The sequence below is a fragment of the Bacteroides sp. CACC 737 genome (assembly GCF_013874375.1).
GTDB classification, from domain to species: domain Bacteria; phylum Bacteroidota; class Bacteroidia; order Bacteroidales; family Bacteroidaceae; genus Bacteroides; species Bacteroides uniformis.
Genome location: NZ_CP059408.1, coordinates 2,045,257 through 2,069,795, shown reverse-complemented (window position 1 = coordinate 2,069,795; position 24,539 = coordinate 2,045,257). Strand labels below are relative to the sequence as shown.

Here is a 24,539-nt window from a genome sequence, read left to right as displayed (position 1 = left end):
GAGTGGAGGTTTTGTTTAAGAATATTCTTTTTATGTATTTTGCGGGAAAGAAAGTTTATTAGAGATAAAAAGACTGAAAATATGCGCAAAAAGAGAATTCTGGTAGTTTTGTTGGCTGTATTGTTAGCATGGGTGGGGAGTAATTTAGTTATAGGAGCCCTACTTATGAATGATTATCCCGAAAAGATATGGCTGCATCGATGTAATTCGATAGAAAAACTTTATGAGCAAGGTGACGAGTATCCTAACGTGGAAGTTGATGTCGTTTTTCGGAAAAACCGGAAGTTTGATGTGACGCATGATGTGGATACAAGTTTTAATCTGGTTCTGGAGCCTTATTTCTCTTATATGAATGAGACTGATGGTAAAATTTGGTTGGATATTAAGAACTTGAAGGCAGGCAACAAGACGGAAATACTCGCTGAATTGAATAAGTTGGTTGAAACTTATCGTATGGAGAAAGATGAGTTGATTATTGAAAGTTCCAATTGGGAAGCATTGAGGCTTTTTACAGAAAACGGATATTATACATCTTATTATGTAGCTTTTGATAAACCTAATGATTTGAGCGATAGGGAACTGGATGCTTGCATTGCTGAATTGCAGAAGATTGTTGATGGAGGTGCTGTTCGTGCATTGTCTTTTCCGGGCTGGTGGTATTCTGTCATAAAAGAGGAACTGAACCGTCCCATTGACTTGCTGACTTGGAGACACCGGACTACCCAACTTGCATTGTTGGCTTCACATAAGGGACGGCAGATGTTGAAAGACCCCCAACTGAAGGTCATACTGATTAAAGATAAAGGGGATTATCACAGATAGGAGAAAAGAAATAAAAAAGCAGTCGGTCTGTAAGCCGGGTTCTGTTCTTCTGTTCCTGAAAAAGTCTAATTAGGAATTATCCATTCTTCATTAAAAGAAGTGTCTGTCATTTATCTGAGCCGCATGTCACCATACAAGCTTTAGCGGTCTACCCTCCGACATGGAGCGAGCAACTCTCATAACGTCGGTTTACATGACCTTACAACTCCCAAGACGCACAGCCCTTGTGTCGCCACAAGACTGGTAGGCTCTTACCCCACCTTCTCACCCTTACCATAGCCCGAGGGCGACGGCGGTTATTTTCTTCTACGTTACTCTACCCTCACGGACAGCTTTCTGTTAGGAAGTGGGACGCTCTGTGTTGCCCGGACTTTCCTCATACGCACGAAGGCGCAAGCGACAGACCGACCAACTGCTTTTATAGGGGTACAAAGATACGGAATATTAATGAAGAATGAAGAATGAAGGATGAAGAATTTGTTGTGCAGTGTGCGGATGCAGTACGGATGAATCCTTCATTCTTCATTCTTTACCCTTAATTATCTTAAAAACATGTATCTATTTCGGAATAAATTCGTAGCTTTGCTATTAGTAATAACCCCCAAATCCTTTTGACCAATGAAAAAGTTATCCTCTCTTTTTCCTTTATTTCTGTTAATCCCGCTTTTTGCTGTCGCTTCGGAAGTGGGTGACCGTACCATCCCTGCAGAGGTGGCGCAACTCGCTGACAGTTTGAAACAAAAGTTTGCACCGGACAAGCGCGTAGCTTTGTTCGATGTAGATTACTCTTTCTCCGGAAAGAATGTGATGTTGCGTGGTGTCACCACTTCGGCAGAAGCAAAGACGGCTTTGCTGGATGGTTTGGCAAAGAAAGGATATGCGGTGATGGATTGTCTGCAAGTGCTTCCGGATGAGACCGGACTTGAAGGCAAGACGTATGGCATTGTCAATGTGTCTGTGTGCAATCTTCGGGTAGACCCGGATTTCTCTTCAGAAATGATGACGCAAGGCTTGATGGGGATGCCGGTGCGGGTGTTGCAGCGCGACGGCTGGTACCGTATCCAGACACCGGACAACTACATTGCATGGGTACACCGGGTAGGCATACATCCCGTCACGCGGGAAGAGCTGACCGCTTGGAACAATGCGGAGAAAATAGTGGTGACTTCGCATTACGGCTTTGTCTACTCACAGCCCAGCCAGGTATCGCAGACCGTCTCTGATGTTGCTGCCGGAAACCGCCTGAAGTGGGAGGGGACAAAAGGTGCCTTTTATAAGGTGGCTTATCCCGACGGCCGCCAGGGATATATCTCCAAATCCATCTCTATGCCTGAAAAAAAATGGCGGGCAGCCTTGAAGCAGGACGCAGCCAGCATTATAGCTACGGCGCATAGCATGATGGGCATCCCTTATCTTTGGGCTGGCACTTCCTCCAAAGGGGTGGATTGTAGCGGCTTCATGCGCACCGTTCTTTTCATGCACGACATCATCATTCCGCGGGATGCTTCCCAGCAGGCATACGTGGGCAAGCATATCGATATCGTTCCTGATTTCAGTAACCTCCAGCCGGGCGATTTGATTTTCTTCGGGCGTAAGGCGACGCCGGAACGCAAGGAACGTGTGGTACATGTCGGCATGTATATCGGCAACAAGCGTTTCATCCATTCGCAAGGCGATGTGCGCGTCAATAGCTTCAGCCCCGACGACGAGCTGTTCGATGAATACAATCTCGGTAGACTGTTGTTCGCTACGCGCGTGTTACCTTATATAAATAAGGAGGCGTCGCTCAATACAACGGAAACGAATCCATTTTATTCAATGTAATAATGTGCTAATGTGCCAATATGCCAATGACCTCGGCGTGACGGTGCAAACATGACGTAGTATATATAGTGCAGCCCATTGGCATATTAGTACATTAGCATATTGGCACATTTAATACACACACAATTATGTCAAACAGAAGAGATTTCCTGAAAACCGCCGCTTTTGCCGCACTCGGCTCAGGCATGGCAATCAATCATGTATTTGCCGGAGGAAATGACGCTCCTTCCTTGTTCAACGTGAACAGTAGGGCAGGTGTAACCCCAAAAATGAAACTGCGTTTCTTCCCCTATGAACTGAAATTGCGCCATGTCTTTACAGGGGCCACCTACTCGCGTACTACCACTCCCGACGTTCAGGTCGAGATAGAATATGATGGCATTATCGGTTATGGTGAAGCCTCCATGCCCCCGTACCTGCAACACGAACTAGGTACGATGGACAGTGTATTAGCTTTTTTGAAGAAGGTGCAGGATGTCATCGGCCAATTCTCAGACCCCTTTCAGCTGGAAGATATACTAGCTTATATAGACAGCCTCTCGGCAGGGGATTCCGCTGCTAAAACTGCTGTGGACATCGCCTTGCACGACCTTGTGGGCAAACTGTTGCAAGCCCCTTGGTATAAGATATGGGGGTTGGACAAGGAGAAGACTCCCTTTACAACTTTCACCATCGGTATTGATACGGCCGACGTGGTGCGTGAAAAGACGAAAGAGTGTGCCGACCGGTTCAATATCCTTAAAGTAAAGCTGGGGCGGGAGAACGACAAAGAAATGATAGAGACCATCCGTTCGGTGACGGACCTTCCGATTGCCATTGATGCCAACCAGGGCTGGAAAGACAAACATCATGCGCTCGATATGATACATTGGCTGCACGAAAAAGGAATTGTCATGATAGAGCAACCGATGCCCAAGGAACAATTGGACGATATCGCATGGGTCGCTCAGCAAAGCCCGTTACCCATATTTGCCGATGAGTCCATCCAGCGTCTGAAGGATGTGGCAGGCTTGAAGGGCGCCTTTACGGGCATCAACATCAAGCTGATGAAGTGTACCGGCATGCGCGAAGCCTGGAAGATGGTGACTTTGGCACGTGCATTGGACATGAAAGTGATGGTAGGCTGTATGACCGAGACCTCTTGTGCCATTACCGCTGCCTCCCAATTCTCTCCGGCAGTGGACTTTGCTGACTTGGACGGTAGTCTGTTGATTGCGAATGACCGTTTCAAGGGTATGGAGGTTGTGAAAGGTAAGATAACGTTGCCCGAATTGCCGGGTATTGGAGTGGTGAAGTTATGAGAAAGCTATTGTATACCGTCGCTCTGTTTGTGACGGCTTCTGCATGCAGCACGAAGCCCGAGAGCAAGCCCTATAATTGGGAGGACGACCTGCACCAACGTCTGCTTACGGATTTCTGTATGACGGAATCCCAGGTGAAGGACTATATCCGCAAGTATATTCCCGACGTGACCGATGAGCAGATGCGCCAGTGGGAAGCCTCCAAAGCTTTGGAGTGCATGATGCTGGATGGAGAGAAACGCTATTTCCGCAATGCCGGACCTAATCTGTTTCGTGTGGACTCCACTTGCTATGACATCAAGATAGCCAAGGAAGGTACTTCGCCGAGTGGCAGCGAGAAAGTGAATATGGAGAACCTGCCCGAAATCATTTCTGCTGTGAAGAAGGAGGGCAAGGCCATTGTTGAGCCGAAGCGCATGCGCGTCACCTACACGTTGACCGTGGATACCAATGCCGTACCTGCCGGGAAAATCATCCGTTGCTGGTTGCCCTATCCCCGTCAGGACCAGGCCCGGCAGCAGGATGTCAAGTTCATTTCGGCCAGTGAACCGCAATACACCTTTTCGTCGCCCGAGTGCCGTCACAGTACATTGTACATGGAGAAACGTGCTGTCGAAGGCGAACCTACCGTATTCTCCGAAACCTTTGAGTTTACCGCCAACGGCGAATGGCATAATCTGAAGCCGGAAGACGTGCAGCCCTATGATACGACGACCGCTCTTTATAAGGAATATACTGCCGAGCGTGAGAAGCATATCGTCTTTTCCCCGCGCTTGCGCGAACTTGCTGCCAAATTGACAGCCGGTGAAACCAACCCCTACTTGAAAGCCAAACGTATCTTCCGTTGGGTGAATGACAACTTCCCGTGGGCTTCTGCACGCGAATATTCCACCATTGAGAATATCCCGGAATATGTGTTGGACAACCGTCACGGAGACTGTGGCCAAGTCAGCCTGCTGTTCATTACGCTTTGCCGCATCAGTGGAATTCCCGCACATTTCCAGAGCGGCTTCATGATGCATCCCCGTGCATGGAATCTGCACGATTGGGCAGAAGTCTATTTTGAGGGTGTGGGTTGGGTGCCTGTCGACCAGTCATTCGGCATTCCTGCCTTTGCCTGCAATGCCGACGAAGAATATTTCTTCCTGGGTGGTATCGACTCCTGGCGCATGATTGTGAACACTGATTACGGCATGCCGCTACAGCCCGAAAAGCAGTATCCCCGCAGCGAGACTGTCGACTTTCAGCGTGGCGAGGTGGAGTGGGAGGGAGGTAACCTCTACTTCCCACAGTGGGACTACCACATGGACATTGATTACTTGAATTATTAAGGTACTATCTGCCCTCTAAAAACAGATGCATCATCCGTTTCGGCCGCAACGGGTGATGCGTCTTTTTATGCTCTATCTGTCAGTTCTTTAACAGTCAGCAATCGTACATAAATGCTAATTTGTCAGTCTTTGCCGTTAACCGCTGTTAAGCCCTAAATATCCTCTGTTAAAAGAGAACAAAAAAGAGTGACAAGCGGAATAACTGAACGTTTTTTGTCGTTATTTTAACGTCGTAATGTTAAACGAAACTTGAATATTAACAATTTAAAGAATAGGAAGAATAGTATGAAACAGACAACAAAAAACATCCTTGGAGTTGCGGCTATCGTGCTCTTGAGCTCTGGAGTGGCTGGATTGACCACTTATAAGATGCTGAATAAGGAAAAGCCTGCCGCATTCAGCGAGTTGTTCCAACAGAACCCGAATAATCTGCTGCCGGCAGCTTTCCATGCAACGGATGCCCAGCCTGTGGATTTGACACAAGCAGCGGAGAGTTCGCTCCATGCTGTAGTGCATATACGTGCCACTCAGTTGAGTAAGACTCAGACGGTGCAAGAACAACCGGATATTTTTGACTTCTTCTTTGGAGACGGTCGTGGACGCCAGCGCCAGATACAGACCCAGCCGCGTGTAGGTTTCGGTTCGGGTGTCATCATCTCCAAAGACGGATATATTGTGACGAACAATCACGTGGTGGAAGGTGCTGATGAAATCACCGTGAAACTGAATGACGACCGTGAGCTGAAAGGACGCATCATCGGTACTGACCCTAGCACGGACTTGGCGCTGATTAAGATTGAAGGGGATGATTTCCCGACAATTCCGGTTGGTGACTCCGATCAGTTGAAGGTGGGGGAATGGGTGTTGGCAGTAGGTAATCCGTTCAACCTGAACTCTACCGTAACAGCCGGTATCGTCAGTGCAAAAGCCCGTTCCATTGGCTCTTCTGCCTCCAACGGACAAGCTGCAAACATCCAGTCTTTCATTCAGACGGATGCTGCCATCAACCAAGGTAACAGTGGTGGTGCGTTGGTGAATGCCAAAGGCGAGCTGGTTGGTATCAATGCCATGCTTTACTCACCCACGGGTGCTTATTCCGGTTATGGTTTTGCCATCCCTACCAGCATTATGACAAAGGTGGTAGCCGACTTGAAACAGTTTGGTACCGTGCAGCGCGCGCTCCTTGGCATCAAGGGTAGTGATTTGAGCACAGACCTGCAGATGGACGAACGCTGGACTGAAGAGCTGAAGAAGAAGGCCGACGAACTTGGTGTGAAAGAGGGTATCTATGTGGCCGAAGTTGTTGAAGGTGGTTCCGCTGCCGGCGTCTTGAAGGAAAACGATGTAATCATAGCATTGAACGGCAAGAAGATTCACAAGTTCTCGGATTTGCAGGAAATGCTGGCAAAACACCGTCCGGGCGACAAAGTGAAGGTAACGGTGGTTCGTGACAAGAAGGAAAAGGAATTCGAAATCACGCTGAAGAATGAGCAAGGCACTACGAAGGTAGTGAAGGATGCCGGAATGGAAATCTTGGGTGCAGCCTTCAAGCCCGTATCTTCCGAGCTGAAGAAGCAGTTGAACCTGGGGTACGGTCTGGAAGTTACCGGGGTTACCAATGGTAAGATGGCCGATGCAGGTATCCGCAAGGGCTTCATCATTCTGAAAGCCAATGGAGTGCCGATGAAGACGGTAGACGATTTGGAAAAGGCGATGAAAGAGGCAAGAAAGTCTCCTGAGCAAGGTTTGTTCATCACCGGTATGTTCCCGTCAGGAAAACGTGCAATGTATGCCGTTGATTTGACTCAAGAATAAAAAATAAGGATAGTTAGGTAAGAAGATTGTAATATTAGCTAACAATAGCGAAAAGGGGGTGTCGGTACAATACATACCGGCATCCTTTTTGTTATATAGGATAAGATATAAATAAGGTGAAAAAGTTAGGATGAGATTATTGTAACAAAATAATTTGTCGTACCTTTGCAACCCAAATCTGTATTAGTAAGAATGAGACAACTTAAAATTACAAAAAGTATCACTAACAGAGAGAGCGCTTCTCTTGACAAGTATTTGCAGGAAATCGGTCGCGAAGACCTCATTACTGTTGAAGAGGAAGTGGAGCTCGCTCAGCGCATCCGCAAGGGTGACCGTGTTGCACTGGAGAAATTGACACGTGCCAATCTGCGTTTCGTTGTATCTGTGGCCAAGCAGTACCAAAACCAAGGTTTGAGTTTGCCCGACTTGATTAACGAGGGTAATTTAGGACTGATCAAGGCTGCCGAAAAATTCGATGAAACACGTGGTTTCAAGTTCATCAGTTATGCAGTATGGTGGATACGTCAGTCCATTCTGCAGGCTTTGGCAGAGCAGTCGCGTATTGTACGTCTTCCGTTGAACCAGGTGGGTTCGCTGAATAAAATCAGCAAGGCCTTTTCCAAGTTCGAGCAGGAAAACGAACGTCGTCCGTCTCCCGAAGAGCTTGCCGATGAACTGGAAATCCCTGTTGACAAAATCTCTGATACGCTGAAGGTGTCAGGCCGTCATATCTCGGTAGACGCACCTTTCGTAGAGGGAGAGGACAACAGCTTGCTCGATGTGTTGGTCAACGATGACTCCCCTATGGCTGACCGCTCTTTGGTGAACGAGTCTCTTGCGAGGGAAATTGATAGAGCTCTTTCTACGTTAACCGATAGGGAAAAAGAAATCATACAGATGTTTTTCGGTATCGGACAGCAGGAAATGACATTAGAGGAAATCGGCGACAAATTCGGCTTGACCCGTGAGCGTGTGCGTCAGATTAAGGAAAAAGCAATCAGAAGATTAAGACAAAGTAATCGTAGTAAATTGCTCAAATCTTATTTGGGATAAATAAGAAATATCAGTTTCCGACAAATAGAAGGAATTAAAAACCGTACGTCTTTAGTAGGCGTGCGGTTTTTTTTATATCTTTGCCCCATTGATAATTCATAACTTATAACTCATAACTCAATGAAATACGTTCGTATACTTTGTGCCGTAGCTTTGGTTTTTGCGTTGTGTTCGGCTTTTACAATGAAAGATAAGGAAAAGGCTGTATATGCTTTTGGGGTGGCGGCTTCTTTCAATGACTCCATCGTATATTATACAGACATCCAGGTATTGGACAGCGTAGAGCTGGATAAGAATGGATTCTTGCCCAAGCGTGATTTATACACTTACCAGCTTAAGAACTATCTGGAGTACAATCTGAAGAAACCTGATTATACTTGCATGATTTATTTCGCTGAAAACAAGAAAAAGTTGGAAAAAGAGGCTGTAAAGGTAAAAGGCAAGTATAAAAAGAGTAAGAATATGGTTTTGCAGGTGGTGAAGCCTGAGGCTTTCACGTTTACAAAACCGCAGGAATAAGATTTCAAGTATGAAAACACAACTATATCTTCTTTTTTTCTTTGTTTTCCCCTTGTTCATGTCGGCGTGCCGTGGTGACGACCCGATACCTGATCCTCCGGTTGATGGGAAACGTACTGTGCTGGTATATATGGCAGCGGATAATAGTATAAATCCATTGGCTAGCTTTACGGATGGGGATTTGGAGGAATTGAAAGCTGGGATGGCTTCAATTGATAATACATCTGATATGCATTTATTGGTGTATATAGATACGGGATCTCCTCGTTTGATTGAAATTGAAAATAAAGGTGGTACTGTTGTTGAAACAATAGTCAAAGAATATGAAGATAGAAATTCGTGTGGAGTCGCTGAGACGCAGGAGGTATTCAATGATGTGTTTGGGAATTCTTTATATAAAGCGGAAAGTTATGGTTTGATTTATTGGTCGCATGGGGAAGGATGGATACCTACTCCATTGCCTTCTACTCGCTGGATAGGAAATGATAAGACTGGAGGAGGACATTATATGAATATTGAGGACTTGAAGTCAGTATTACAGAAGGCTCCTCATTTTGATTTTATTATGTTTGATGCTTGCTTTATGCAGTCGGTGGAAGTCGCGTATGAGTTGCGTGATTATTGCGATTACTATATTGGTTTCCCTGCTGAGAATCCAGGTCCTGGTGCTGCCTATGATAGAATGTTTCCATTTATATTTCAGAAAGGTGCAGCGGTAGAAATGGCTATTGGGACTTTTGCTGCTTATGATGAAATTTATACTGGAAAAATAGGGAGTAATAGCAATTGGACGATGGGCACTGCTATAGATGTGCTGAAATCTTCTGAGCTTGAGAACTTAGCTGCTGCTACAGCAAATGTTTTGTCGGGAGTGACAGCAGATAGAGAAGTTCTTCGGTCATCGGTCTTTAATTATGATCAGCGTAAAGTAGGATCGTCTTATTATGTAGGCTATTATGATTTCGTAGAAATGATGGAAAAACTCGTTGTGGATGAAGTTGCCTTGGATGAATGGAAGCAAGCATATGATGCAGCTTCTGTCTGTTGGAAAAAAACGCCAATGATTTATTCGATGTCTGTTGGTATGTTCTCCATAAAACGGGCAAATGGGGTTAGCCATTATATACCTTCCACTGCCACTTCTTCTGCTGCCCAAGCTGCTAATGCTGCTTATCGTTCTACTTCATGGTATAGTGCTGCCGGTCTTGCCCGACTTGGTTGGTAGCTTATAGAAAATTTGTATACAGAACGGATTATTATAGGTGTAACAACTTGTAATAATCCGTTTTTTTATGTCCGTTCTCATTAAAAATAAGTCTCTTAATGATATTTTCCTCTGGAAATTATGTTTTATCGAAAATAACTCTTTTCTTTGCATCGTCAAACTTAAAAAAACAAAGAATTATGAAATATGTAATCATTGGCGGTGTAGCGGGTGGAGCCACGGCAGCCGCCCGACTGAGAAGAGTGGACGAAATGGCTGACATCCTTTTGTTGGAGAAAGGCCCTTACATCTCGTATGCTAATTGTGGTTTACCTTATTATATAGGCGGAGTGATAGCAGAGCGTGAGAAGCTGCTGGTACAGACACCCGAATCTTTCAGCAAGCGCTTCCGCATTGATGTGCGTGTGCAGAATGAAGTAATCGCCATCCATCCCAAAAACAAGACTGTTACCATACGCAACGCGGAAGGCAAGGAGTACGACGAAAGCTATGACAAACTTTTGCTTTCTCCCGGTGCCAACCCCGTGAAGCCCCCCTTGGAAGGCATCAATTCCGAAGGCATCTTCACGTTGCGCAATGTAGAAGATACCGACCATATCAAGGCTTATATCTCAGACAAGCAGGTGAAGCGCGCCGTGGTGGTAGGTGCCGGTTTCATCGGATTGGAGATGGCAGAGAACCTGCATCATGCAGGTGTCCATGTGTCCGTAGTCGAAATGGGTAATCAGGTAATGGCGCCTATCGATTTCTCCATGGCGGCACCCATCCATCAGCATTTGTTACAGAAAGGCGTCTCCCTCTATCTGGAAGAAGGCGTGACCCATTTCAAGCGTACGGACAACGGAATCACTGTATTCCTGAAAAGCGGAAAGACCATTCCTGCCGATATGGTGTTGCTCTCCATCGGTGTGCGTCCTGCCACTGTATTGGCGCAACAAGCCGGCTTGAAGTTGGGCGAGATGGGCGGTATCTGGGTAGACGAACACTTGGAGACTTCCGAAAAAGACATCTATGCCGTGGGCGATGCCATCGAATATCCTCATCCGCTGACCGGAAAGCCGTGGCTCAATTACCTGGCAAACCCTGCCAACCGCCAGGGACGTATCGTTGCCGATAATATGGTGTTTGGCAATACCGTCTCCTACGAAGGAGCTATCGGCACCTCCATTGCCAAAGTATTCGACATGACGGTAGCTTCTACGGGTCTTGCAGCCAAACGCTTCAAGCAGTGGGGCATGGAATACCAAAGCTCGGTGACGCACTCGGCATCTCACGCCGGTTACTATCCGGATGCCCTGCCTTTGACTTTGAAACTGACTTTCCATCCTAAAACCGGTAAACTCTATGGCGCGCAATGTATCGGTTACGAGGGGGTGGACAAGCGAATCGACCAGATTGCCGGACTCATCAAGCAGGGTGGCACAGTCTACGATTTGATGGAGACGGAGCATACGTATGCACCTCCTTTCTCCTCAGCCAAAGACCCCATCGCCATTGGCGGATATGTGGCATCGAATATTATTAGCGGTGCTATGCCCGTCATCTCTTGGCGCGAGTTGGTGGAAGAGAAGGATAAAGTGATGCTGATAGATACCCGTACGCCCGAGGAGTTCTCTTTCGGCACCATTCCGGGAGCTGTTAATATTCCGTTGGATGAAATGCGCGAGCATTTGGCAGAGATACCTACGGACAAGCCGGTAGTGCTTTTCTGTGCTGTGGGTTTGCGTGGTTATCTGTCCCTGCGCATCCTGATGGGACGCGGTTATCGCAATGTGCGCAATCTGATAGGTGGTTATAAGACCTATTCCATGGCAACAGCGCCTCTGCCGTCTCCATCTGCTCCGGCAGGAGGTGACTCTTCTTCTGCTTCTTCGGCTGCCTCTGCTGACAACGACGATGTTCCTGCGGCGGCATCTGTCTCCAAAAAGGAACCGTTGAAGATAAACGCTTGCGGCTTGCAATGTCCGGGACCTATCATGCAGGTGAAGAAGGCGATGGATAGCATTGCTGTGGGCGAGCGTGTGGAGATTGTGGCTACCGATGCCGGTTTTGCCCGCGACGCCTCTGCCTGGTGCGATACAACGGGAAATAAATTGATAGAGAAGCATGACGAGAAAGGACGCTATACGGTAGTCATCGAAAAAGGCGCTCCGGCTTGTACATCCGCTTCCAACACTCCCGTAGCCGGGGGGAGGGGAAAGACGCTGATTCTGTTCAGTGACGACCTGGACAAAGCGCTGGCAACCTTCGTTTTGGCAAACGGAGCAGCGGCAACGGGACAGAAAGTAACCATTTTCTTCACCTTCTGGGGACTGAACGTCTTGAAGAAAGTGCAGAAACCCAGCGTGCAGAAAGATTTCTTCGGCAAGATGTTCGGCATGATGCTGCCGGCCAGTTCTTTGAAACTGAAGTTGTCGCAGATGAATATGTTTGGCATGGGCAGTCGCATGATGCGCTTCCTGATGAAGCGCAAGGGTGTGGATTCTCTGGAGTCGTTGCGCTCGCAAGCATTGGCGCAAGGAGTGGAATTCATCGCTTGCCAGATGTCTATGGATATGATGGGCATCCGGCACGAAGAACTTCTGGATGAAGTAACCATCGGTGGCGTGGCTACCTATATGGAACGTGCGGACAAAGCAAATGTGAACTTATTTATATAGGAGAAAAAGATATGGAGACTTTATGTAAAATTCGTGATATTTATCGGGCTATTGCCGAATTCGAGGTGCAGTTTACGCAGATGTACGATTTGTCACTGAATGAAGGAATGCTGTTGTGCACGCTGCTCAATACTCCTAAGCTTACCTCCAGTAAGATAGCTGAGGCACTGGGTTTGTCTGCCTCCAACACTTCAAAGGTCATTCGTTCCGTAGAGGAAAAGAAACTCATTACCCGTCTGATAGGTAAGGAAGATAAGCGTCAGATGCGTTTTTTTCTTACGACAGAAGGCAAGAACCGGATTTCGGATATCAAGAATGCTACTTTTGAATTGCCGGGGCTGTTGCAGCAGGTGGTCAGCCTCGTATAGCTTTGTATAAAAGCAAATTAATATCGTGTTTGCAGGAGGTTAATATCCTGCAAACACGATATTTATTTTTTGTATGACACGTTGTTAACTTCTTGCACGACATGTTGTTAGTATCGTGTATTGCACGCTATTAATTGTTTGTATCTGTTCATGTGTATTTCCATCTTTTATTACTGAGAAATTTACTAAGAATCCTTAATAATATTTTTTCGACAATTCTTAACTCTTAATCAATTCTTTTCTCTGTTTTAAATAACAAACTTGATTGGAAAAGCCATTCCAGATAGTATGGGGGGCATAGCTCCGTACGTATGGATATGGTGGGAGGATGGACGAACACTCTGCCTTACTCCTTGTTTACCTGTGAGAATGTGGTGAGTATTGCTATTGAGCTGAACGGGCAGCACCTTTACAAGTGTACATCAAACCTTGCGTAGAACACCGCATAGTGTTGCGCTCTATTGTACGCTGGCTGCCCGAGCATTTTAATTATTCATGATGATACGGCCCCCCATTTAGTATGTTCATTGCCCTGTAGAGTTGTTCCACAAAAATGAGGCGTACCATCTGATGGGAAAAGGTCATGCGTGAGAGGGACATCTTCTCGTGTGCCGCTTCGTATACTTTTTGAGAGAATCCGTAAGGGCCTCCGATAATAAATACCAGCCGTTTGTTTACGGTATTCATCTTGCGCTTCATATAGTCTGCAAACTCTATGGAGCGCATCTCTTTTCCACCTTCGTCCAGCAGTACGACCACATCTCCCGGCTGGAGAGCTTTCAGTATCAGTTCCCCTTCTTTTTCCTTCTGAACTTCCATAGAGAGGCTTTTGGTGTTTTTCAGTTCGGGGATGACTTCCATCTCGAATGAGAGATAGCGCTTGGTGCGTTGCACATAGTCGTTGATGGCTGTTATAAAGTGTTGTTCTACAGTCCGTCCTACGACGAGCAGAGTAGTTTTCATACTGGTTCTGTTTTGATTAGCGCACAAATTTAGCATTTTTTTATTGTATTTTGAGACAAATGCTTACCTTTGCCTATCATAAATACTTGTGAAAATGAAAAAACGGGTAGTCTTTTTGTTGACCGGTCTCTTCATTTGGACGTCTGTGCTGCTGGCCCAGAACGTTCCCGAGGGAGTGATTGGGGCCTTCAAGGAAGGAAGCTCTCAGGAACTCAACAAGTATCTGGGTGACAAGGTCGATTTAATCATTCAGAATAAGTCGACCCACGCCGACAAGCGGACGGCAGAGGGCACAATGGCTGCTTTCTTCTCCAACCACAAGGTTGGCAGTTTTAATGTGAACCATCAGGGGAAACGTGATGAGTCTGGTTTCGTCATTGGTACCTTGACGACCGCAAATGGAAACTTTCGGGTGAATTGTTTCTTCAGAAAAGTACAGAACAAATATGTTATACATCAAATAAGGATAGATAAAACAGATGAATAAGGAAGAAGAATTGATTGACAGGCTGATAGACCTGGCTTTCGCCGAAGATATAGGCGATGGAGACCATACAACCCTTTCATGCATTCCTGCTACGGCAATGGGCAAGTCCAAACTGCTGATAAAAGAACCGGGCATACTGGCCGGTATCGAGATAGCCAAGGAGGTGTTCCGTCGTTTCGACCCTACCATGAAGGTGGAAGTGTTTATTAATGACGGTACAGCCGTAAAGCCGGGTGATGTGGCCATGATTGTGGAAGGCAAGATACAGTCTTTGTTGCAAACGGAGCGTCTGATGCTGAACATCATGCAGCGCATGAGTGGCATTGCCACCATGACACATAAGTATGCCGAGCAATTGAAAGGTACGAATACCCGTGTACTCGATACCCGCAAGACTACTCCGGGCATGCGTATCCTCGAGAAAATGGCGGTGAAAATCGGTGGCGGTGTAAACCACCGTATCGGCTTGTTCGACATGATTTTGCTGAAAGACAACCATGTGGACTTTGCGGGAGGCATTGACAAGGCCATCAACCGTGCGAAGGAATATTGCAAGGAAAAAGGTAAGGACCTCAAGATAGAAATAGAAGTGCGCAACTTCGACGAATTGCAGCAAGTACTCGACCTGGGTGGCGTAGACCGTATCATGTTTGACAACTTCACCCCGGCAATGACAAAGAAAGCTGTGGAGATGGTAGGTGGCCGCTATGAAACGGAATCTTCCGGTGGCATCACGTTTGATACGCTCCGCGACTATGCCGAATGCGGTGTAGACTTTATTTCCGTAGGAGCTTTGACTCACTCCGTGAAAGGATTGGACATGAGCTTTAAAGCATGTTGATAAAGGCGGAAAGCATTATTGCAGAATAATAAGGAAAGCCTCTCATAAAGAATGCTGCATTACGGCAGATTTATGAGAGGCTTTCTATTGGTAACTAGCAAAGTAGTGGCTCTTGGAAAAACAGAAGGTGTATTGGGGTGAAACAGATGGTCTGTTTGGGACGGATAGATGATGCGTTTGGCTATAACGGATGATGTGTTTCATAGTAATGGATAATAGTGTAGGAAGATATGAAAAACATAACATGGAATAAAGTAAAAACAACTGTCAAAGATTGGCAAGTGGGAGACTACATCCGGCAGACTTCCATTGTGGTGATTGGCGTACTGATTACTTTTGTCGGTAGTGAGTTGGTTACTCAAAACTCCGAGAAAAAGGATATTCAAGCCACCATGTCGCTGATTAGGGATGAACTGAAAAGTAACCGGGAAAATTATAAGAGTATCGTTTCAGAGTTTAGAGAGGATGAACGTCTTTCCAGCTTATTGGTGGAGCATGACTTAAAGCATCGGACGATACCGGAAGATTCATTGATACAGTTCCGCTTTCTTATGGGGCATATCCGCAGTTTTTATTATAGTCAGAATGCATTGGATATACTTAAAAACTCCATGTTGATGCAGAAGATTTCAGATAAAGAGCTACTGTTGCAGTTGACCGGAATCTATGAGGTATTGGATGGATTTAAGGCAACTATGAATGGCTATTACGATATGAAGGACGAAATTATGGTTCCTTTCCATTTGGCATTGACTGACGAACAGACGGACCAGATAAATCGTGGAGGATATGAGGCGTGGGATATTTACTTGTCGGACAGGTCGGTACGGAACTTTGTCAGGGTAGCGCAGAACTATTTCACGCCGGACTATGTAGAACGTGTGGGAAAACGTATAGACGAGGCAATACAAGCGCTTGAAAAGAAGTATCATTTAGAATAAAAAGATATGGGAAAGATAAACTTTAATAGGCTGAACCATACGGTAAAAAGTTGGCACATAGGTGATTATTTCCGTCAGTTCAGTATTGTGGCTGCGGGTATCATTGTCACTTTCTGGGGAAGTGACCGGATTACCGAGAATGCCCGTCAAAAGGAAGTGCGTGCTACGATGCAGTTGGTAACGGAAGAGTTGGAATATAATAGGCAGGAGCTCCGTAATATAAAGCACTTGTTGGATATTGACATACACATGAGTCTGTTGTTGAGGGAACATGATATGGATGTATCCAAGATACCGACAGATACTCTGTGGAAGTATGGCAAGCTTTTCAATAATATGGATGAATTCTCTTATAGGACAGATGCGCTGGACGTGCTGAAAGGTTCTTCATTGATGCAGTATATACCGGACAAACGTATGTTGCAGGATGTATTGCAGACTTATTTTGAGTTGGGCAGGAAACAAAAGGATGTCAGTGATTACTATGCAACGAAAACAGATGCTCTTATGAGTGCTGCCATGTCCAGGGAGTTGGCGCATGTTTTTGATGGTGACGACAGTCTTCGGGACCAGGCCTTGTTTCTTGTGCAGTATAAGAAATTTATCAATTACGTCAACATGGTTCCCGGTTTTCTGTATTGGCATGAATTTGATGAATTGGATGAGATGCTGGACAAGCAAATACAGGCTTTGAGAGCCAAATATAAATAATCTCCGTTCTTTAACTTCTTTTTAGAATTAATTCAGCAGCATTTTCCGCAATGCTGCGTCTAACTAACAAACGACGCGAAGAGGCGTCCGTAAAACGAGCACTGACATTGGAAAATGAGATAGAACTGATTGAGGGCTGCCGGGCAGGAAAGGATTCCGCCCGAAAGGAATTATACACCCTCTACTCCAAGCAGATGCTGGCGGTATGTTACCGCTATACGGGCGATGTCGATGCGGCCCATGACGTATTGCACGATGGCTTCATCAAAATTTTCACCCACTTCACCTTCCGTGGCGAATGTGCATTGGGTACCTGGGTGACAAGGGTAATGGTGACGCAGGCGATAGACTACCTGCGGAAACAGCAACGTTTCAGCCAACTGGTGGTGAATGAGGAACAATTGCCCGACATTCCGGATGAAGCGGGCATTGCCGAAACCGGAGGCCGCATTTCCGAAGAAATGCTGATGGCGTTCGTGGCGGAACTTCCCGATGGATGCCGTACTGTATTCAACTTATACGTCTTTGAGGAGAAATCGCACAAGGAAATAGCCGAAATCCTCCACATCAAAGAGCATTCGTCTACCTCGCAGTTGCATCGTGCCAAGTGTTTGTTAATAAAAAGAATTAAAGAATATACTGAATATGAGAGAAAATGATGAAATAACCGGTTTATTCCGCAGTCGTCTTGCCGGCGCAGAGATGACAGTGCGGGAGGACTTCTGGGAAGGGTTGCAACGTGACTTGCCGTCACCGGTTGCCGCAAAAGGCAGGAGGCAGCTTTTTCTTTCTCCGAGGTTTCACCGCGTAGCCGCAGCCGCCTCTGTTGTATTTGTACTGGGAGCTGCTTCTGCCGCTTTCTGGTATTTCTCTCCGAAAGAGGAAATCAAGGAGGCCTTTACACAAGTGGCGGCCATGACGCCGGAAGGTAACTTGAACGGGGATGTGGTGCAGGAAAGTTTTCCCTCTATCCATCAGGCCAACCCCATGGCACAAAAGCCCGGTACACAGCATCCCGCCAACGGCATTCCGGCAGGATTGACGGCGCAGGCCGATGAGGATGAATCCGTGTCTGTCCATGTTTCCATCCGGATTACCCAACGGGTGTACGGAAACCGGCAGCAGCCGGGAAACGGTTATTACAGTAACGGAACTCCGGCCGGAAACGGAAACTACCATTCAAATCCTGGCCATAAGGATGCTGATATAGATAGAATGCTGCCATCTTCTGAGGAAGAACCGGCAAAGTCTGTGGCTGTATCGCCATCCAAGCCCCGTAATTGGGCATTGAAAGCAGGCATCGGCATTTCCCTGCCGAAAGGGAATTTTCATATGCCGTTCACGGCCGGGGTAAGCGTGGAACGTCGTTTGAACAAGCATTTCTCCTTGGAAGCCGGTCTTCAGTATAATTGCTTGGATGGTGACCATACGTTGCATACGCTGGAAGTTCCGGTAAGGCTGAACATGATGCTGGCCAGTACGCCGAAAGTGGATTTCTATGCTATGGTAGGCGGAGCAGCCGAGAAATGCATTGCAGGTGCTCCGGACAATGGTTTCGGCGCAGAGCCGGTACAGTTGTCGGTTGCTGCCGGAGTAGGGGTACGCTATAAAATGAACGACCGTTTTGCCTTGTTTGCAGAGCCGTCTGTATCCCATCATTTCGATACGGACTCGCAGACAAGAACCTTGCGTACGGAACGGCCCACCAATCTGAATCTGTTGTGCGGCGTGCGCATGACTTATTAATCTTAAATACCATACAAATATGAAGACTCTATACAATAAATTACATATATTCGGGCAGACTATGCTGCTCATATTCTTTACTCTTTCTGTTCTCTCTTTGGGCTCTTGCAGCAAAGAAACGTTGGACTACAACCATCCGGATGTAGACTTGTTTGTCAAGCAGTTGAAGGCTGGTAAATATTCTACCCAAAGTCCGGATGGATTGAGTAATATGCCCAAGTTCACTTCCGAAGATATAGAGGAATTGCTGAAGTATGCCGAGGACTTGACGGTTATTCCCTCTTTCCCCTTGGCTCCGGTATCCTATTCGGCAGGTGGTAAGTTGCGTTTGGGCGAATGCATCTTGTGGACGGTAGAGACTATCCGTCTCGGGAACAACGCTTCAATGGGATGCAAGATGGTGCATACGGATGCGGAGAATTATGAAGGTATTTACTTCCTTTCGGACGAAGAGGTGCTGGATGCCGCCTCGCGCTACCGCCGTTGGTGGGAAACCCGTAAGTATCCACGGACTATGTGGACGATTGATCCCTGCTATGACGAACCACTTTGTGGCAGTGGATATATGTGGTGGTGAAATGTTTTTAGGGATTAGGGATTAAGGATTAGGTATTAAGTAATCAAACTGTCAAGTGAAGAGATTTATACTTGTAATGGGGTTGCTCTGTGCAGTAGCCTTCCCTTTTTATGCCCAAAATTGGACTTCTCAAGACTCGTTGAGGCTGAACCGGTTGCTGAAGGGAGAAGGGGAGGTGAAGCTGAATCCGGAGGTATTGAAGGAACTTGAAATGAACAGTTCCTTAGGTACTCCGAAAGCGGTGACGGACAAGTCATGGATGGATTTTGATAATTCGCTGCCCGTCATACCGAAAGTGCCCGAGAAAAAGGTTGTGCTTACCCTACGCCCTTATACGGCCAATACTAAATATAATTGGGACCCCATTTACCAGAAAAAGATTAAGGTGGACAAAGATACTTGGCGGGGAGACGAATTTTATGCACTTAAGATTCTGATGATTCCTACGAACTGGGCTAAACATCCGTTTGATGCTGGTCCGCGTGAGACGGTGGAGCAGATTGAAGCAACCGGTTTGCGTTACCGGGTGACGGAGCGGGCCAATAATATGGCTGTGGGCGGTTGGCAGGGTACCAGTGGCGGTGGAATTTCCGGTTTAGACCTGATGGCGCCTTTTACCCGTGAGTTTTGGAATTTCAAAGGTTGCAAGCGCCGTGCCCGTACGCTGGAAGTATTGAAGGCGTATGGAGATTCGATAACTGTTTTGGAACAACAGTAATTTATCACTTTTTGTCAAATTTTGAACTTTCTTTCTCCCCTTCTTGTTTTCATTAGTAAACCTTTAAAAAAAGTAATAATGAACAGAGTGACTTCTCTATTCGGAATAAGATATCCGATAATTCAAGGTGGTATGGTGTGGTGTAGCGGCTGGAGACTTGCTGCTGCTGTAAGCAATGCGGGAGGGCTGGGCTTGCTCGGCGCAGGTTCGATGCATCCCGAAACGTTGCGGGAGCATATTAGGAAATGCCGTGAGGCTACGCATCATGCTTTTGGTGTGAACATTCCCTTGATGTATCCCCAGATAGAAGAGATAATGCAGATTGTGGCCGACGAGGGAGTGAAGATTGTATTTACATCTGCCGGCAGCCCGAAGAAATGGACCGGTTGGTTGCACGAGCGTGGCATCACGGTGGTGCATGTTGTTTCGTCCTCGCGTTTTGCCGTGAAGGCTGAAGAGGCGGGTGTTGATGCAATAGTTGCCGAAGGCTTCGAAGCCGGTGGGCATAATGGGAGGGAGGAGACTACCACTCTGTGCCTGATACCTGCTGTACGTGCAGTTACTACACTTCCGCTGATTGCCGCCGGTGGCATTGCAACGGGTGAGGCCATGTTGGCTGCCCGGGTGCTGGGTGCGGAAGGTGTGCAGATTGGTACACGCTTTGCCTTGACGGCAGAGAGTTCTGCAAGCGAGGTGTTCAAGGATTACTGCTTGCATTTGGAAGAAGGGGATACCCGTCTGCTTTTGAAGAAGTTGGCTCCGGTGCGTCTGGTGCGCAATAACTTTCGCAGCGCCGTAGAGGCTGCTGAGGCTGTGGGAGCTTCAGAGGAAGAACTTCGTATCCTTTTAGGGCGCGGCCGTGCCAAACGTGGTATTTTTGAGGGTGACTTGGAAGAAGGGGAACTGGAAATAGGGCAGGTATCTGCCTTGCTGCATGGAAAGGGAGTGCAGTCTGTGGCGTCGGTCATGCAAGAGTTGGTGGAGGAGAGCAGAAGGGCGTGGGAGAGAATGCAGGAATTGGATCTCTGACTATTCCCGTCTTCTGGTATCATATAACACTAAAAAAGGAATATCCCCGAAATCACCGGGAATATTCCTTTTTTAGTTTCAACTTATAACCTTTTATCCTTTGGGGATATTGGTTGTGTCTTTTGCCATATTTCCACTTGTGGTAGAATTACTTGTGCCATTGTTGCTGGTAGTGGCGCTACCGGTAGCCATATTTGTAACACTTTTACCGGTTGTCTGTACAGCGGGTTGTTCTTCCCAATGGAACGGTTCGAAGCTACTGTTCGGGTCAACCCAGGACGGTTTCTTGGAAGCATAAATAATGAATGGGGCAATGACTACAATCAGCGCACCGATGATGAGTACGGAGAACCATACTGTGTTGCTGCCTGTTGAAATCTGGCTGGGCGGGATAAAGCTCAGTACGAATGCCAGCAATGATCCGCAGAAACCAAGACCACCGATGAGCCACATCAATCCGTTGCCATTCTTGCCGATACGGAACGGACGGTTCAGCTTCTTCATCTTATAACGCAGCACGATGGCTCCGGAGAACATCAGCATATACATGATAAGATAGAGGACTACAGTCAGCTGTGACAGAATCTGGTAGAAACTCTGTACGGAAGGCATGACTACGAATAGAAGGCTCAACACGGTTACTGCACCACCTTGTACATAAAGGATATTCTTCTGTACGCCTAGCTTGTTTGTCTTTTGGAAGAACGGAGGCATGTAGCCTGCTTTTCCTACGGCAAAGATACCTTTGGACGGACCGGCAACCCATGTCAATACACCTGCCAGTACGCCGAATGCCAAAGCGATGGCAATAATCGGTGACAGCCAGGAAGCACGGATGTAATGGAAGTAGTTGTCGAAGCCTACAAGCAGACTCTGTGTCAGACTGATGTCTTTGGCCGGGATGATGATACCCAGTGAGAAAGTACCGAGTACGAAGATGATAACCGTAATGGCCGCACCGATGAACACTGCCTTCGGATAATTCTTGGAGGGATTGTTCACGTCTTTTACGTGAATACCGCCCATTTCCATACCGGCATAGAAGAGGAAGATACTGGCAGCAAGCACCACGTTGTCGAAGTTCGTCAAGTCGGGGAAGAAGCTGCTGTGGAAATCCAGGTTGGAGTGTCCGCCGGTGGCAAGGTAGATGATACCTAGGATAATCAGCAGTGCGGCAGGAATAATGGTCCCGACCAGGCCGCCGACTTTTGCCACTTTACCTACCCAGCTCATACCCTTCATGGAGATGAATGTGGCTAGCCAGTAGATGATGAGGACAACGACGAGCGAGTAATATTTGTTGTTGGCCAGTGACATGTCGTGTACGTCGTTCATGCCGATGAAAGCAATGGATACGGCACCGAATGTCAATACGGTAGGATACCAGATTGTACTTTCAATCCATTGTACCCAGATGGCAAGGAAGCCCAGCTTTTTTCCGTAGGCTTCGCCTACCCAGCGGAACACACCGCCTTGCTTGTCTTGAAACATGGCAGCCAGTTCCGCGGCGACAAGTGACGTCGGAATCAGAAAAACAATGGCTGCAAATAAGTAGTAGAAGGCCGAACTCATTCCGTACACGGCCTCGGCAGGAAGTCCACGTAGGGATACTACTGCCGTCACATTCATGATTGCCAGGGTAAATACCCCCAGCTTCACTGTTTGTTTAATATTTGCCATAAGTTAAGGTTTTAGATGAAAAATATATTCAAAATCAGCGTCTATAACAACACTTGGGAAGAGTTGTTCCCAACGGATAAGTGAAAATTCCGGTTTTAACTATTCAGGAAGCATCAGCTTTAGGCGCGGGCTTCTGTGCCGCTTTCTTGTAGAACTCTTCTTTTTCCTTATTGCGCCGTTCGACCAGGCTCGTTACATACACTGTAAAGATAGGGAACATCATCATGCCCAGCGCAGCCAGCAGTACAGACAGTACCCGTCCGGTGGGAGTGACTGCTATGATATTGGAACCTACCGTCGTCACATCCATAAATGCCCACCACAAAGCATCTCCATATCCTTTGACCAGAGGATTGGGGCCATGCTCCATGACATAAAAGGCCAGGCTGGAAAAATAGACGGTGGCCAGCAGCATGGTAAGATAGGAAACGAACAGTCCCGATGCACGGTTGTACGTCAGCCAACCCACTACGATAGCCATGGCATATCCACCCCGTACTAATGGGATAAAGCGCAACATATAGGTTATTTCCGGTGAGAAAGTCCATCCCATATAGGCAATGATATTTTGGTAAGGTATGGCTACCAGTAAGAAAATGAAATGTGTGGCTACATAGTGCCCCTTCTTCTCTGCCAGAAACCATTCCAACACAAAATCAGCCAGGAACAGAGCGCATATCCACAGCTGTACTTTCATGTAGACTGACTGTTCGTAAAAGGGAATCCCCTTGAACGTGTCGACAGAGATACTGATGACTAAAAATAACGAAAGTATCAGTATGATGACATGTAATATGCCGTAAATACCTTTTTCCCGCAATACAAATTCTGATAGAGCCATTTTCATGATGAAGTCCATTATGAAGTTATGAGTTATTAGTTATAAGTTATTTGCTAATTACGATGCATATACCAACAAATAACTCATCACTTATAACTCATAACTAAAAAATCTTATTCTGTAATTGTCACGTTATCACCGTTGAACACACCCAGACCGAGCTTGTTCATGATGAACTTAATTGCCGATTGGGCCTTTACGGAATTTCCCGCTTCGTCCAGGGGAGGAGCGAAGGCCGATACCCCCATGACACCGGGCAATACGGCCATTACGCCGCCGCCCACACCGCTTTTGGCCGGTATGCCGGCGGTGTACATCCAGTCGCCTGAATGTTCGTAGAAGCCTACGGTAGAAATCATCGACGTGATTTTCGGTGCCAGGCTGGCTTCGAACACCGTTTGTTTGGTGACTGGGTTCACACCGTTATTGGCGATGGTTCCTGCGGCAATGCCCAGTTGCTGGGCCGTGATGCCGAGAGAACACTGGCGGGTATAGAGGTCGAGTGCCATATCCGGATCATCGTAGATGCGGTTGTAGTTTTTCAGCAACCAGGCAATGGAGCGGTTGTTGAAATTGGTAGCCGTTTCCGATTTGTACAGTTCGTCGATGAGTTGCGGGGCAGAGCCGCATAGCTCGGTAATGTTCTGTACAATGGCATCCCATTTCTTGTCGGAGTTTCCTACTGGCTGCACCATGGAACAGGCTGAAATGGCACCGGCATTTACTAACGGAGTGGAAGGGTGGTCGTTTTCCAGCAAAATGGCGATGATGGAGTTGAACGGTAGTCCCGTGGCATCGGCACCTATCATGTCCAGCACTTTCTGTGCGCCGTATTGGTGCAGGATAAGGATGGCTGTGTGTACCTTCGAGACGGACTCTATACCGAAACGATAGTCTGTATCGCCTATATTGATGGTCTGCCCGTTCATCAGGCAGATGCTGAGTCCGAACAGTTTGGAGTCTATGTTGGCAAGGTAGGGGATATAATCCGCATTCTTGCCTCCCGTACTGCCCTTCACCTCGTTGTAGGCTTCTTGGGCAACCTCCTTTATTTGTGAAATTGATATTTTCTTTTCCATATTAGCTG

General features: G+C 46.9%; 23 protein-coding genes, 1 other RNA gene and 1 pseudogene. 20 read left to right on the top strand and 5 right to left on the bottom strand.

What is annotated here, in order from left to right:
* Window positions 1–81: 81 nt before the first annotated feature.
* The gene (locus tag H1A11_RS08980; protein ID WP_226791193.1) at window positions 82–822 is read left to right on the top strand and encodes a hypothetical protein; all 741 of its coding nucleotides are present in this window, start codon (window positions 82–84) and stop codon (window positions 820–822) included.
* A 14-nt stretch (window positions 823–836) separates the two neighbouring features.
* Here H1A11_RS08980 and rnpB read toward each other — a convergent pair.
* Window positions 837–1,238, bottom strand: an RNA gene (rnpB, locus tag H1A11_RS08975) — RNase P RNA component class A.
* A gap of 202 nt (window positions 1,239–1,440) precedes the next feature.
* Between rnpB and H1A11_RS08970 the strand changes: the two genes are divergently transcribed.
* The 10 genes and pseudogenes from H1A11_RS08970 to H1A11_RS19730 form a co-directional block, all read left to right on the top strand.
* On the top strand, window positions 1,441–2,646 hold the full coding sequence (locus tag H1A11_RS08970) for an NlpC/P60 family protein (protein ID WP_138346031.1): 1,206 nt from the start codon (window positions 1,441–1,443) through the stop codon (window positions 2,644–2,646).
* Between the two features lie 128 nt (window positions 2,647–2,774).
* A complete protein-coding gene (locus tag H1A11_RS08965; protein ID WP_181758039.1) occupies window positions 2,775–3,947 on the top strand; it encodes a dipeptide epimerase in 1,173 nt (390 codons plus the stop codon).
* Complete coding sequence (locus H1A11_RS08960; RefSeq protein ID WP_181758038.1) at window positions 3,944–5,278, top strand: transglutaminase family protein; 1,335 nt, start codon at window positions 3,944–3,946, stop codon at window positions 5,276–5,278. The genes H1A11_RS08965 and H1A11_RS08960 overlap by 4 nt, the downstream gene beginning before the upstream one ends.
* A 285-nt stretch (window positions 5,279–5,563) precedes the next feature.
* Window positions 5,564–7,093, top strand: a complete 1,530-nt coding sequence (locus tag H1A11_RS08955; protein ID WP_035458138.1) for a Do family serine endopeptidase — start codon at window positions 5,564–5,566, stop codon at window positions 7,091–7,093.
* A gap of 192 nt (window positions 7,094–7,285) precedes the next feature.
* Window positions 7,286–8,146, top strand: a complete 861-nt coding sequence (locus tag H1A11_RS08950; protein ID WP_002561589.1) for an RNA polymerase sigma factor RpoD/SigA — start codon at window positions 7,286–7,288, stop codon at window positions 8,144–8,146.
* Between the two features lie 120 nt (window positions 8,147–8,266).
* Window positions 8,267–8,665, top strand: a complete 399-nt coding sequence (locus H1A11_RS08945) for a hypothetical protein (RefSeq protein WP_117601278.1) — start codon at window positions 8,267–8,269, stop codon at window positions 8,663–8,665.
* Window positions 8,666–8,675: 10 nt separating this feature from the next.
* Window positions 8,676–9,890, top strand: a complete 1,215-nt coding sequence (locus H1A11_RS08940) for a clostripain-related cysteine peptidase (RefSeq protein ID WP_117601277.1) — start codon at window positions 8,676–8,678, stop codon at window positions 9,888–9,890.
* Window positions 9,891–10,069: 179 nt separating this feature from the next.
* Window positions 10,070–12,550 carry an FAD-dependent oxidoreductase gene (locus H1A11_RS08935; RefSeq protein ID WP_181758037.1) on the top strand — a complete coding sequence of 827 codons (2,481 nt, stop codon included), beginning with the start codon at window positions 10,070–10,072 and terminating at the stop codon, window positions 12,548–12,550.
* An 11-nt stretch (window positions 12,551–12,561) separates the two neighbouring features.
* A complete protein-coding gene (locus H1A11_RS08930; RefSeq protein ID WP_117601275.1) occupies window positions 12,562–12,918 on the top strand; it encodes a MarR family transcriptional regulator in 357 nt (118 codons plus the stop codon).
* Between the two features lie 280 nt (window positions 12,919–13,198).
* A pseudogene (locus tag H1A11_RS19730) lies at window positions 13,199–13,381 on the top strand (hypothetical protein); the annotation flags it as partial.
* 26 nt (window positions 13,382–13,407) lie between these two features.
* On the opposite strand, the gene rlmH reads toward H1A11_RS19730, so the two are convergent.
* Window positions 13,408–13,881, bottom strand: a complete 474-nt coding sequence (rlmH, locus tag H1A11_RS08925) for a 23S rRNA (pseudouridine(1915)-N(3))-methyltransferase RlmH (protein ID WP_117601274.1) — start codon at window positions 13,879–13,881, stop codon at window positions 13,408–13,410.
* 94 nt (window positions 13,882–13,975) lie between these two features.
* Here rlmH and H1A11_RS08920 point away from each other — a divergent pair, with 94 nt between their 5' ends.
* The 9 genes from H1A11_RS08920 (at window position 13,976) to H1A11_RS08880 (ending at window position 20,931) form a co-directional block, all read left to right on the top strand.
* Window positions 13,976–14,368, top strand: a complete 393-nt coding sequence (locus tag H1A11_RS08920; protein ID WP_119962138.1) for a DUF4783 domain-containing protein — start codon at window positions 13,976–13,978, stop codon at window positions 14,366–14,368.
* The gene (gene nadC, locus H1A11_RS08915; protein ID WP_117866338.1) at window positions 14,361–15,209 is read left to right on the top strand and encodes a carboxylating nicotinate-nucleotide diphosphorylase; all 849 of its coding nucleotides are present in this window, start codon (window positions 14,361–14,363) and stop codon (window positions 15,207–15,209) included. The genes H1A11_RS08920 and nadC overlap by 8 nt, the downstream gene beginning before the upstream one ends.
* Window positions 15,210–15,439: 230 nt before the next feature.
* Window positions 15,440–16,150 (top strand): hypothetical protein, encoded by a 711-nt coding sequence (locus tag H1A11_RS08910; protein ID WP_117965814.1) that lies wholly within the window; start codon window positions 15,440–15,442, stop codon window positions 16,148–16,150.
* A gap of 6 nt (window positions 16,151–16,156) precedes the next feature.
* Entirely contained in the window at window positions 16,157–16,861 is a 705-nt protein-coding gene (locus tag H1A11_RS08905) for a hypothetical protein (RefSeq protein WP_181758036.1), read from the top strand.
* A 50-nt stretch (window positions 16,862–16,911) separates the two neighbouring features.
* Entirely contained in the window at window positions 16,912–17,520 is a 609-nt protein-coding gene (locus tag H1A11_RS08900) for an RNA polymerase sigma factor (protein ID WP_117601269.1), read from the top strand.
* The gene (locus H1A11_RS08895) at window positions 17,507–18,607 is read left to right on the top strand and encodes an outer membrane beta-barrel protein (protein ID WP_131225301.1); all 1,101 of its coding nucleotides are present in this window, start codon (window positions 17,507–17,509) and stop codon (window positions 18,605–18,607) included. Before H1A11_RS08900 ends, H1A11_RS08895 begins: the two co-directional genes overlap by 14 nt.
* Before the next feature lie 19 nt (window positions 18,608–18,626).
* Window positions 18,627–19,184, top strand: coding sequence for a DUF4943 family protein (locus H1A11_RS08890; RefSeq protein WP_117601267.1), 558 nt, complete (start codon window positions 18,627–18,629; stop codon window positions 19,182–19,184).
* A gap of 55 nt (window positions 19,185–19,239) precedes the next feature.
* The gene (locus H1A11_RS08885; RefSeq protein ID WP_117965805.1) at window positions 19,240–19,902 is read left to right on the top strand and encodes a DUF4858 domain-containing protein; all 663 of its coding nucleotides are present in this window, start codon (window positions 19,240–19,242) and stop codon (window positions 19,900–19,902) included.
* Between the two features lie 78 nt (window positions 19,903–19,980).
* Entirely contained in the window at window positions 19,981–20,931 is a 951-nt protein-coding gene (locus H1A11_RS08880; protein ID WP_117601265.1) for a nitronate monooxygenase family protein, read from the top strand.
* Window positions 20,932–21,024: 93 nt separating this feature from the next.
* Here H1A11_RS08880 and gadC read toward each other — a convergent pair whose 3' ends face one another.
* The 3 genes from gadC to glsA all read right to left on the bottom strand — a co-directional run bounded on the left by gadC (window position 21,025) and on the right by glsA (window position 24,531).
* Window positions 21,025–22,611 carry a putative glutamine/gamma-aminobutyrate antiporter GadC gene (gene gadC, locus H1A11_RS08875; protein ID WP_117601264.1) on the bottom strand — a complete coding sequence of 529 codons (1,587 nt, stop codon included), beginning with the start codon at window positions 22,609–22,611 and terminating at the stop codon, window positions 21,025–21,027.
* 103 nt (window positions 22,612–22,714) lie between these two features.
* Entirely contained in the window at window positions 22,715–23,458 is a 744-nt protein-coding gene (locus tag H1A11_RS08870) for a potassium channel family protein (protein WP_117601288.1), read from the bottom strand.
* Between the two features lie 107 nt (window positions 23,459–23,565).
* On the bottom strand, window positions 23,566–24,531 hold the full coding sequence (gene glsA, locus H1A11_RS08865) for a glutaminase A (RefSeq protein ID WP_181758035.1): 966 nt from the start codon (window positions 24,529–24,531) through the stop codon (window positions 23,566–23,568).
* Window positions 24,532–24,539: the final 8 nt, after the last annotated feature.

What these genes read in the sequence shown, in the direction of transcription:
- gadC (WP_117601264.1), bottom strand. Translation starts at nt 22,611, where the DNA reads ATGGCAAATATTAAACAAACAGTGAAGCTGGGGGTATTTACCCTGGCA.
- H1A11_RS08870 (WP_117601288.1), bottom strand. Translation starts at nt 23,458, where the DNA reads ATGAAAATGGCTCTATCAGAATTTGTATTGCGGGAAAAAGGTATTTAC.
- H1A11_RS08910 (WP_117965814.1), top strand. Translation starts at nt 15,440, where the DNA reads ATGAAAAACATAACATGGAATAAAGTAAAAACAACTGTCAAAGATTGG.
- H1A11_RS08940 (WP_117601277.1), top strand. Translation starts at nt 8,676, where the DNA reads ATGAAAACACAACTATATCTTCTTTTTTTCTTTGTTTTCCCCTTGTTC.
- H1A11_RS08935 (WP_181758037.1), top strand. Translation starts at nt 10,070, where the DNA reads ATGAAATATGTAATCATTGGCGGTGTAGCGGGTGGAGCCACGGCAGCC.
- H1A11_RS08950 (WP_002561589.1), top strand. Translation starts at nt 7,286, where the DNA reads ATGAGACAACTTAAAATTACAAAAAGTATCACTAACAGAGAGAGCGCT.
- rlmH (WP_117601274.1), bottom strand. Translation starts at nt 13,881, where the DNA reads ATGAAAACTACTCTGCTCGTCGTAGGACGGACTGTAGAACAACACTTT.
- glsA (WP_181758035.1), bottom strand. Translation starts at nt 24,531, where the DNA reads ATGGAAAAGAAAATATCAATTTCACAAATAAAGGAGGTTGCCCAAGAA.
- H1A11_RS08965 (WP_181758039.1), top strand. Translation starts at nt 2,775, where the DNA reads ATGTCAAACAGAAGAGATTTCCTGAAAACCGCCGCTTTTGCCGCACTC.
- H1A11_RS08880 (WP_117601265.1), top strand. Translation starts at nt 19,981, where the DNA reads ATGAACAGAGTGACTTCTCTATTCGGAATAAGATATCCGATAATTCAA.
- H1A11_RS08890 (WP_117601267.1), top strand. Translation starts at nt 18,627, where the DNA reads ATGAAGACTCTATACAATAAATTACATATATTCGGGCAGACTATGCTG.
- H1A11_RS08980 (WP_226791193.1), top strand. Translation starts at nt 82, where the DNA reads ATGCGCAAAAAGAGAATTCTGGTAGTTTTGTTGGCTGTATTGTTAGCA.
- H1A11_RS08960 (WP_181758038.1), top strand. Translation starts at nt 3,944, where the DNA reads ATGAGAAAGCTATTGTATACCGTCGCTCTGTTTGTGACGGCTTCTGCA.
- H1A11_RS08970 (WP_138346031.1), top strand. Translation starts at nt 1,441, where the DNA reads ATGAAAAAGTTATCCTCTCTTTTTCCTTTATTTCTGTTAATCCCGCTT.
- H1A11_RS08905 (WP_181758036.1), top strand. Translation starts at nt 16,157, where the DNA reads ATGGGAAAGATAAACTTTAATAGGCTGAACCATACGGTAAAAAGTTGG.
- H1A11_RS08920 (WP_119962138.1), top strand. Translation starts at nt 13,976, where the DNA reads ATGAAAAAACGGGTAGTCTTTTTGTTGACCGGTCTCTTCATTTGGACG.
- nadC (WP_117866338.1), top strand. Translation starts at nt 14,361, where the DNA reads ATGAATAAGGAAGAAGAATTGATTGACAGGCTGATAGACCTGGCTTTC.
- H1A11_RS08945 (WP_117601278.1), top strand. Translation starts at nt 8,267, where the DNA reads ATGAAATACGTTCGTATACTTTGTGCCGTAGCTTTGGTTTTTGCGTTG.
- H1A11_RS08955 (WP_035458138.1), top strand. Translation starts at nt 5,564, where the DNA reads ATGAAACAGACAACAAAAAACATCCTTGGAGTTGCGGCTATCGTGCTC.
- H1A11_RS08895 (WP_131225301.1), top strand. Translation starts at nt 17,507, where the DNA reads ATGAGAGAAAATGATGAAATAACCGGTTTATTCCGCAGTCGTCTTGCC.
- H1A11_RS08930 (WP_117601275.1), top strand. Translation starts at nt 12,562, where the DNA reads ATGGAGACTTTATGTAAAATTCGTGATATTTATCGGGCTATTGCCGAA.
- H1A11_RS08900 (WP_117601269.1), top strand. Translation starts at nt 16,912, where the DNA reads ATGCTGCGTCTAACTAACAAACGACGCGAAGAGGCGTCCGTAAAACGA.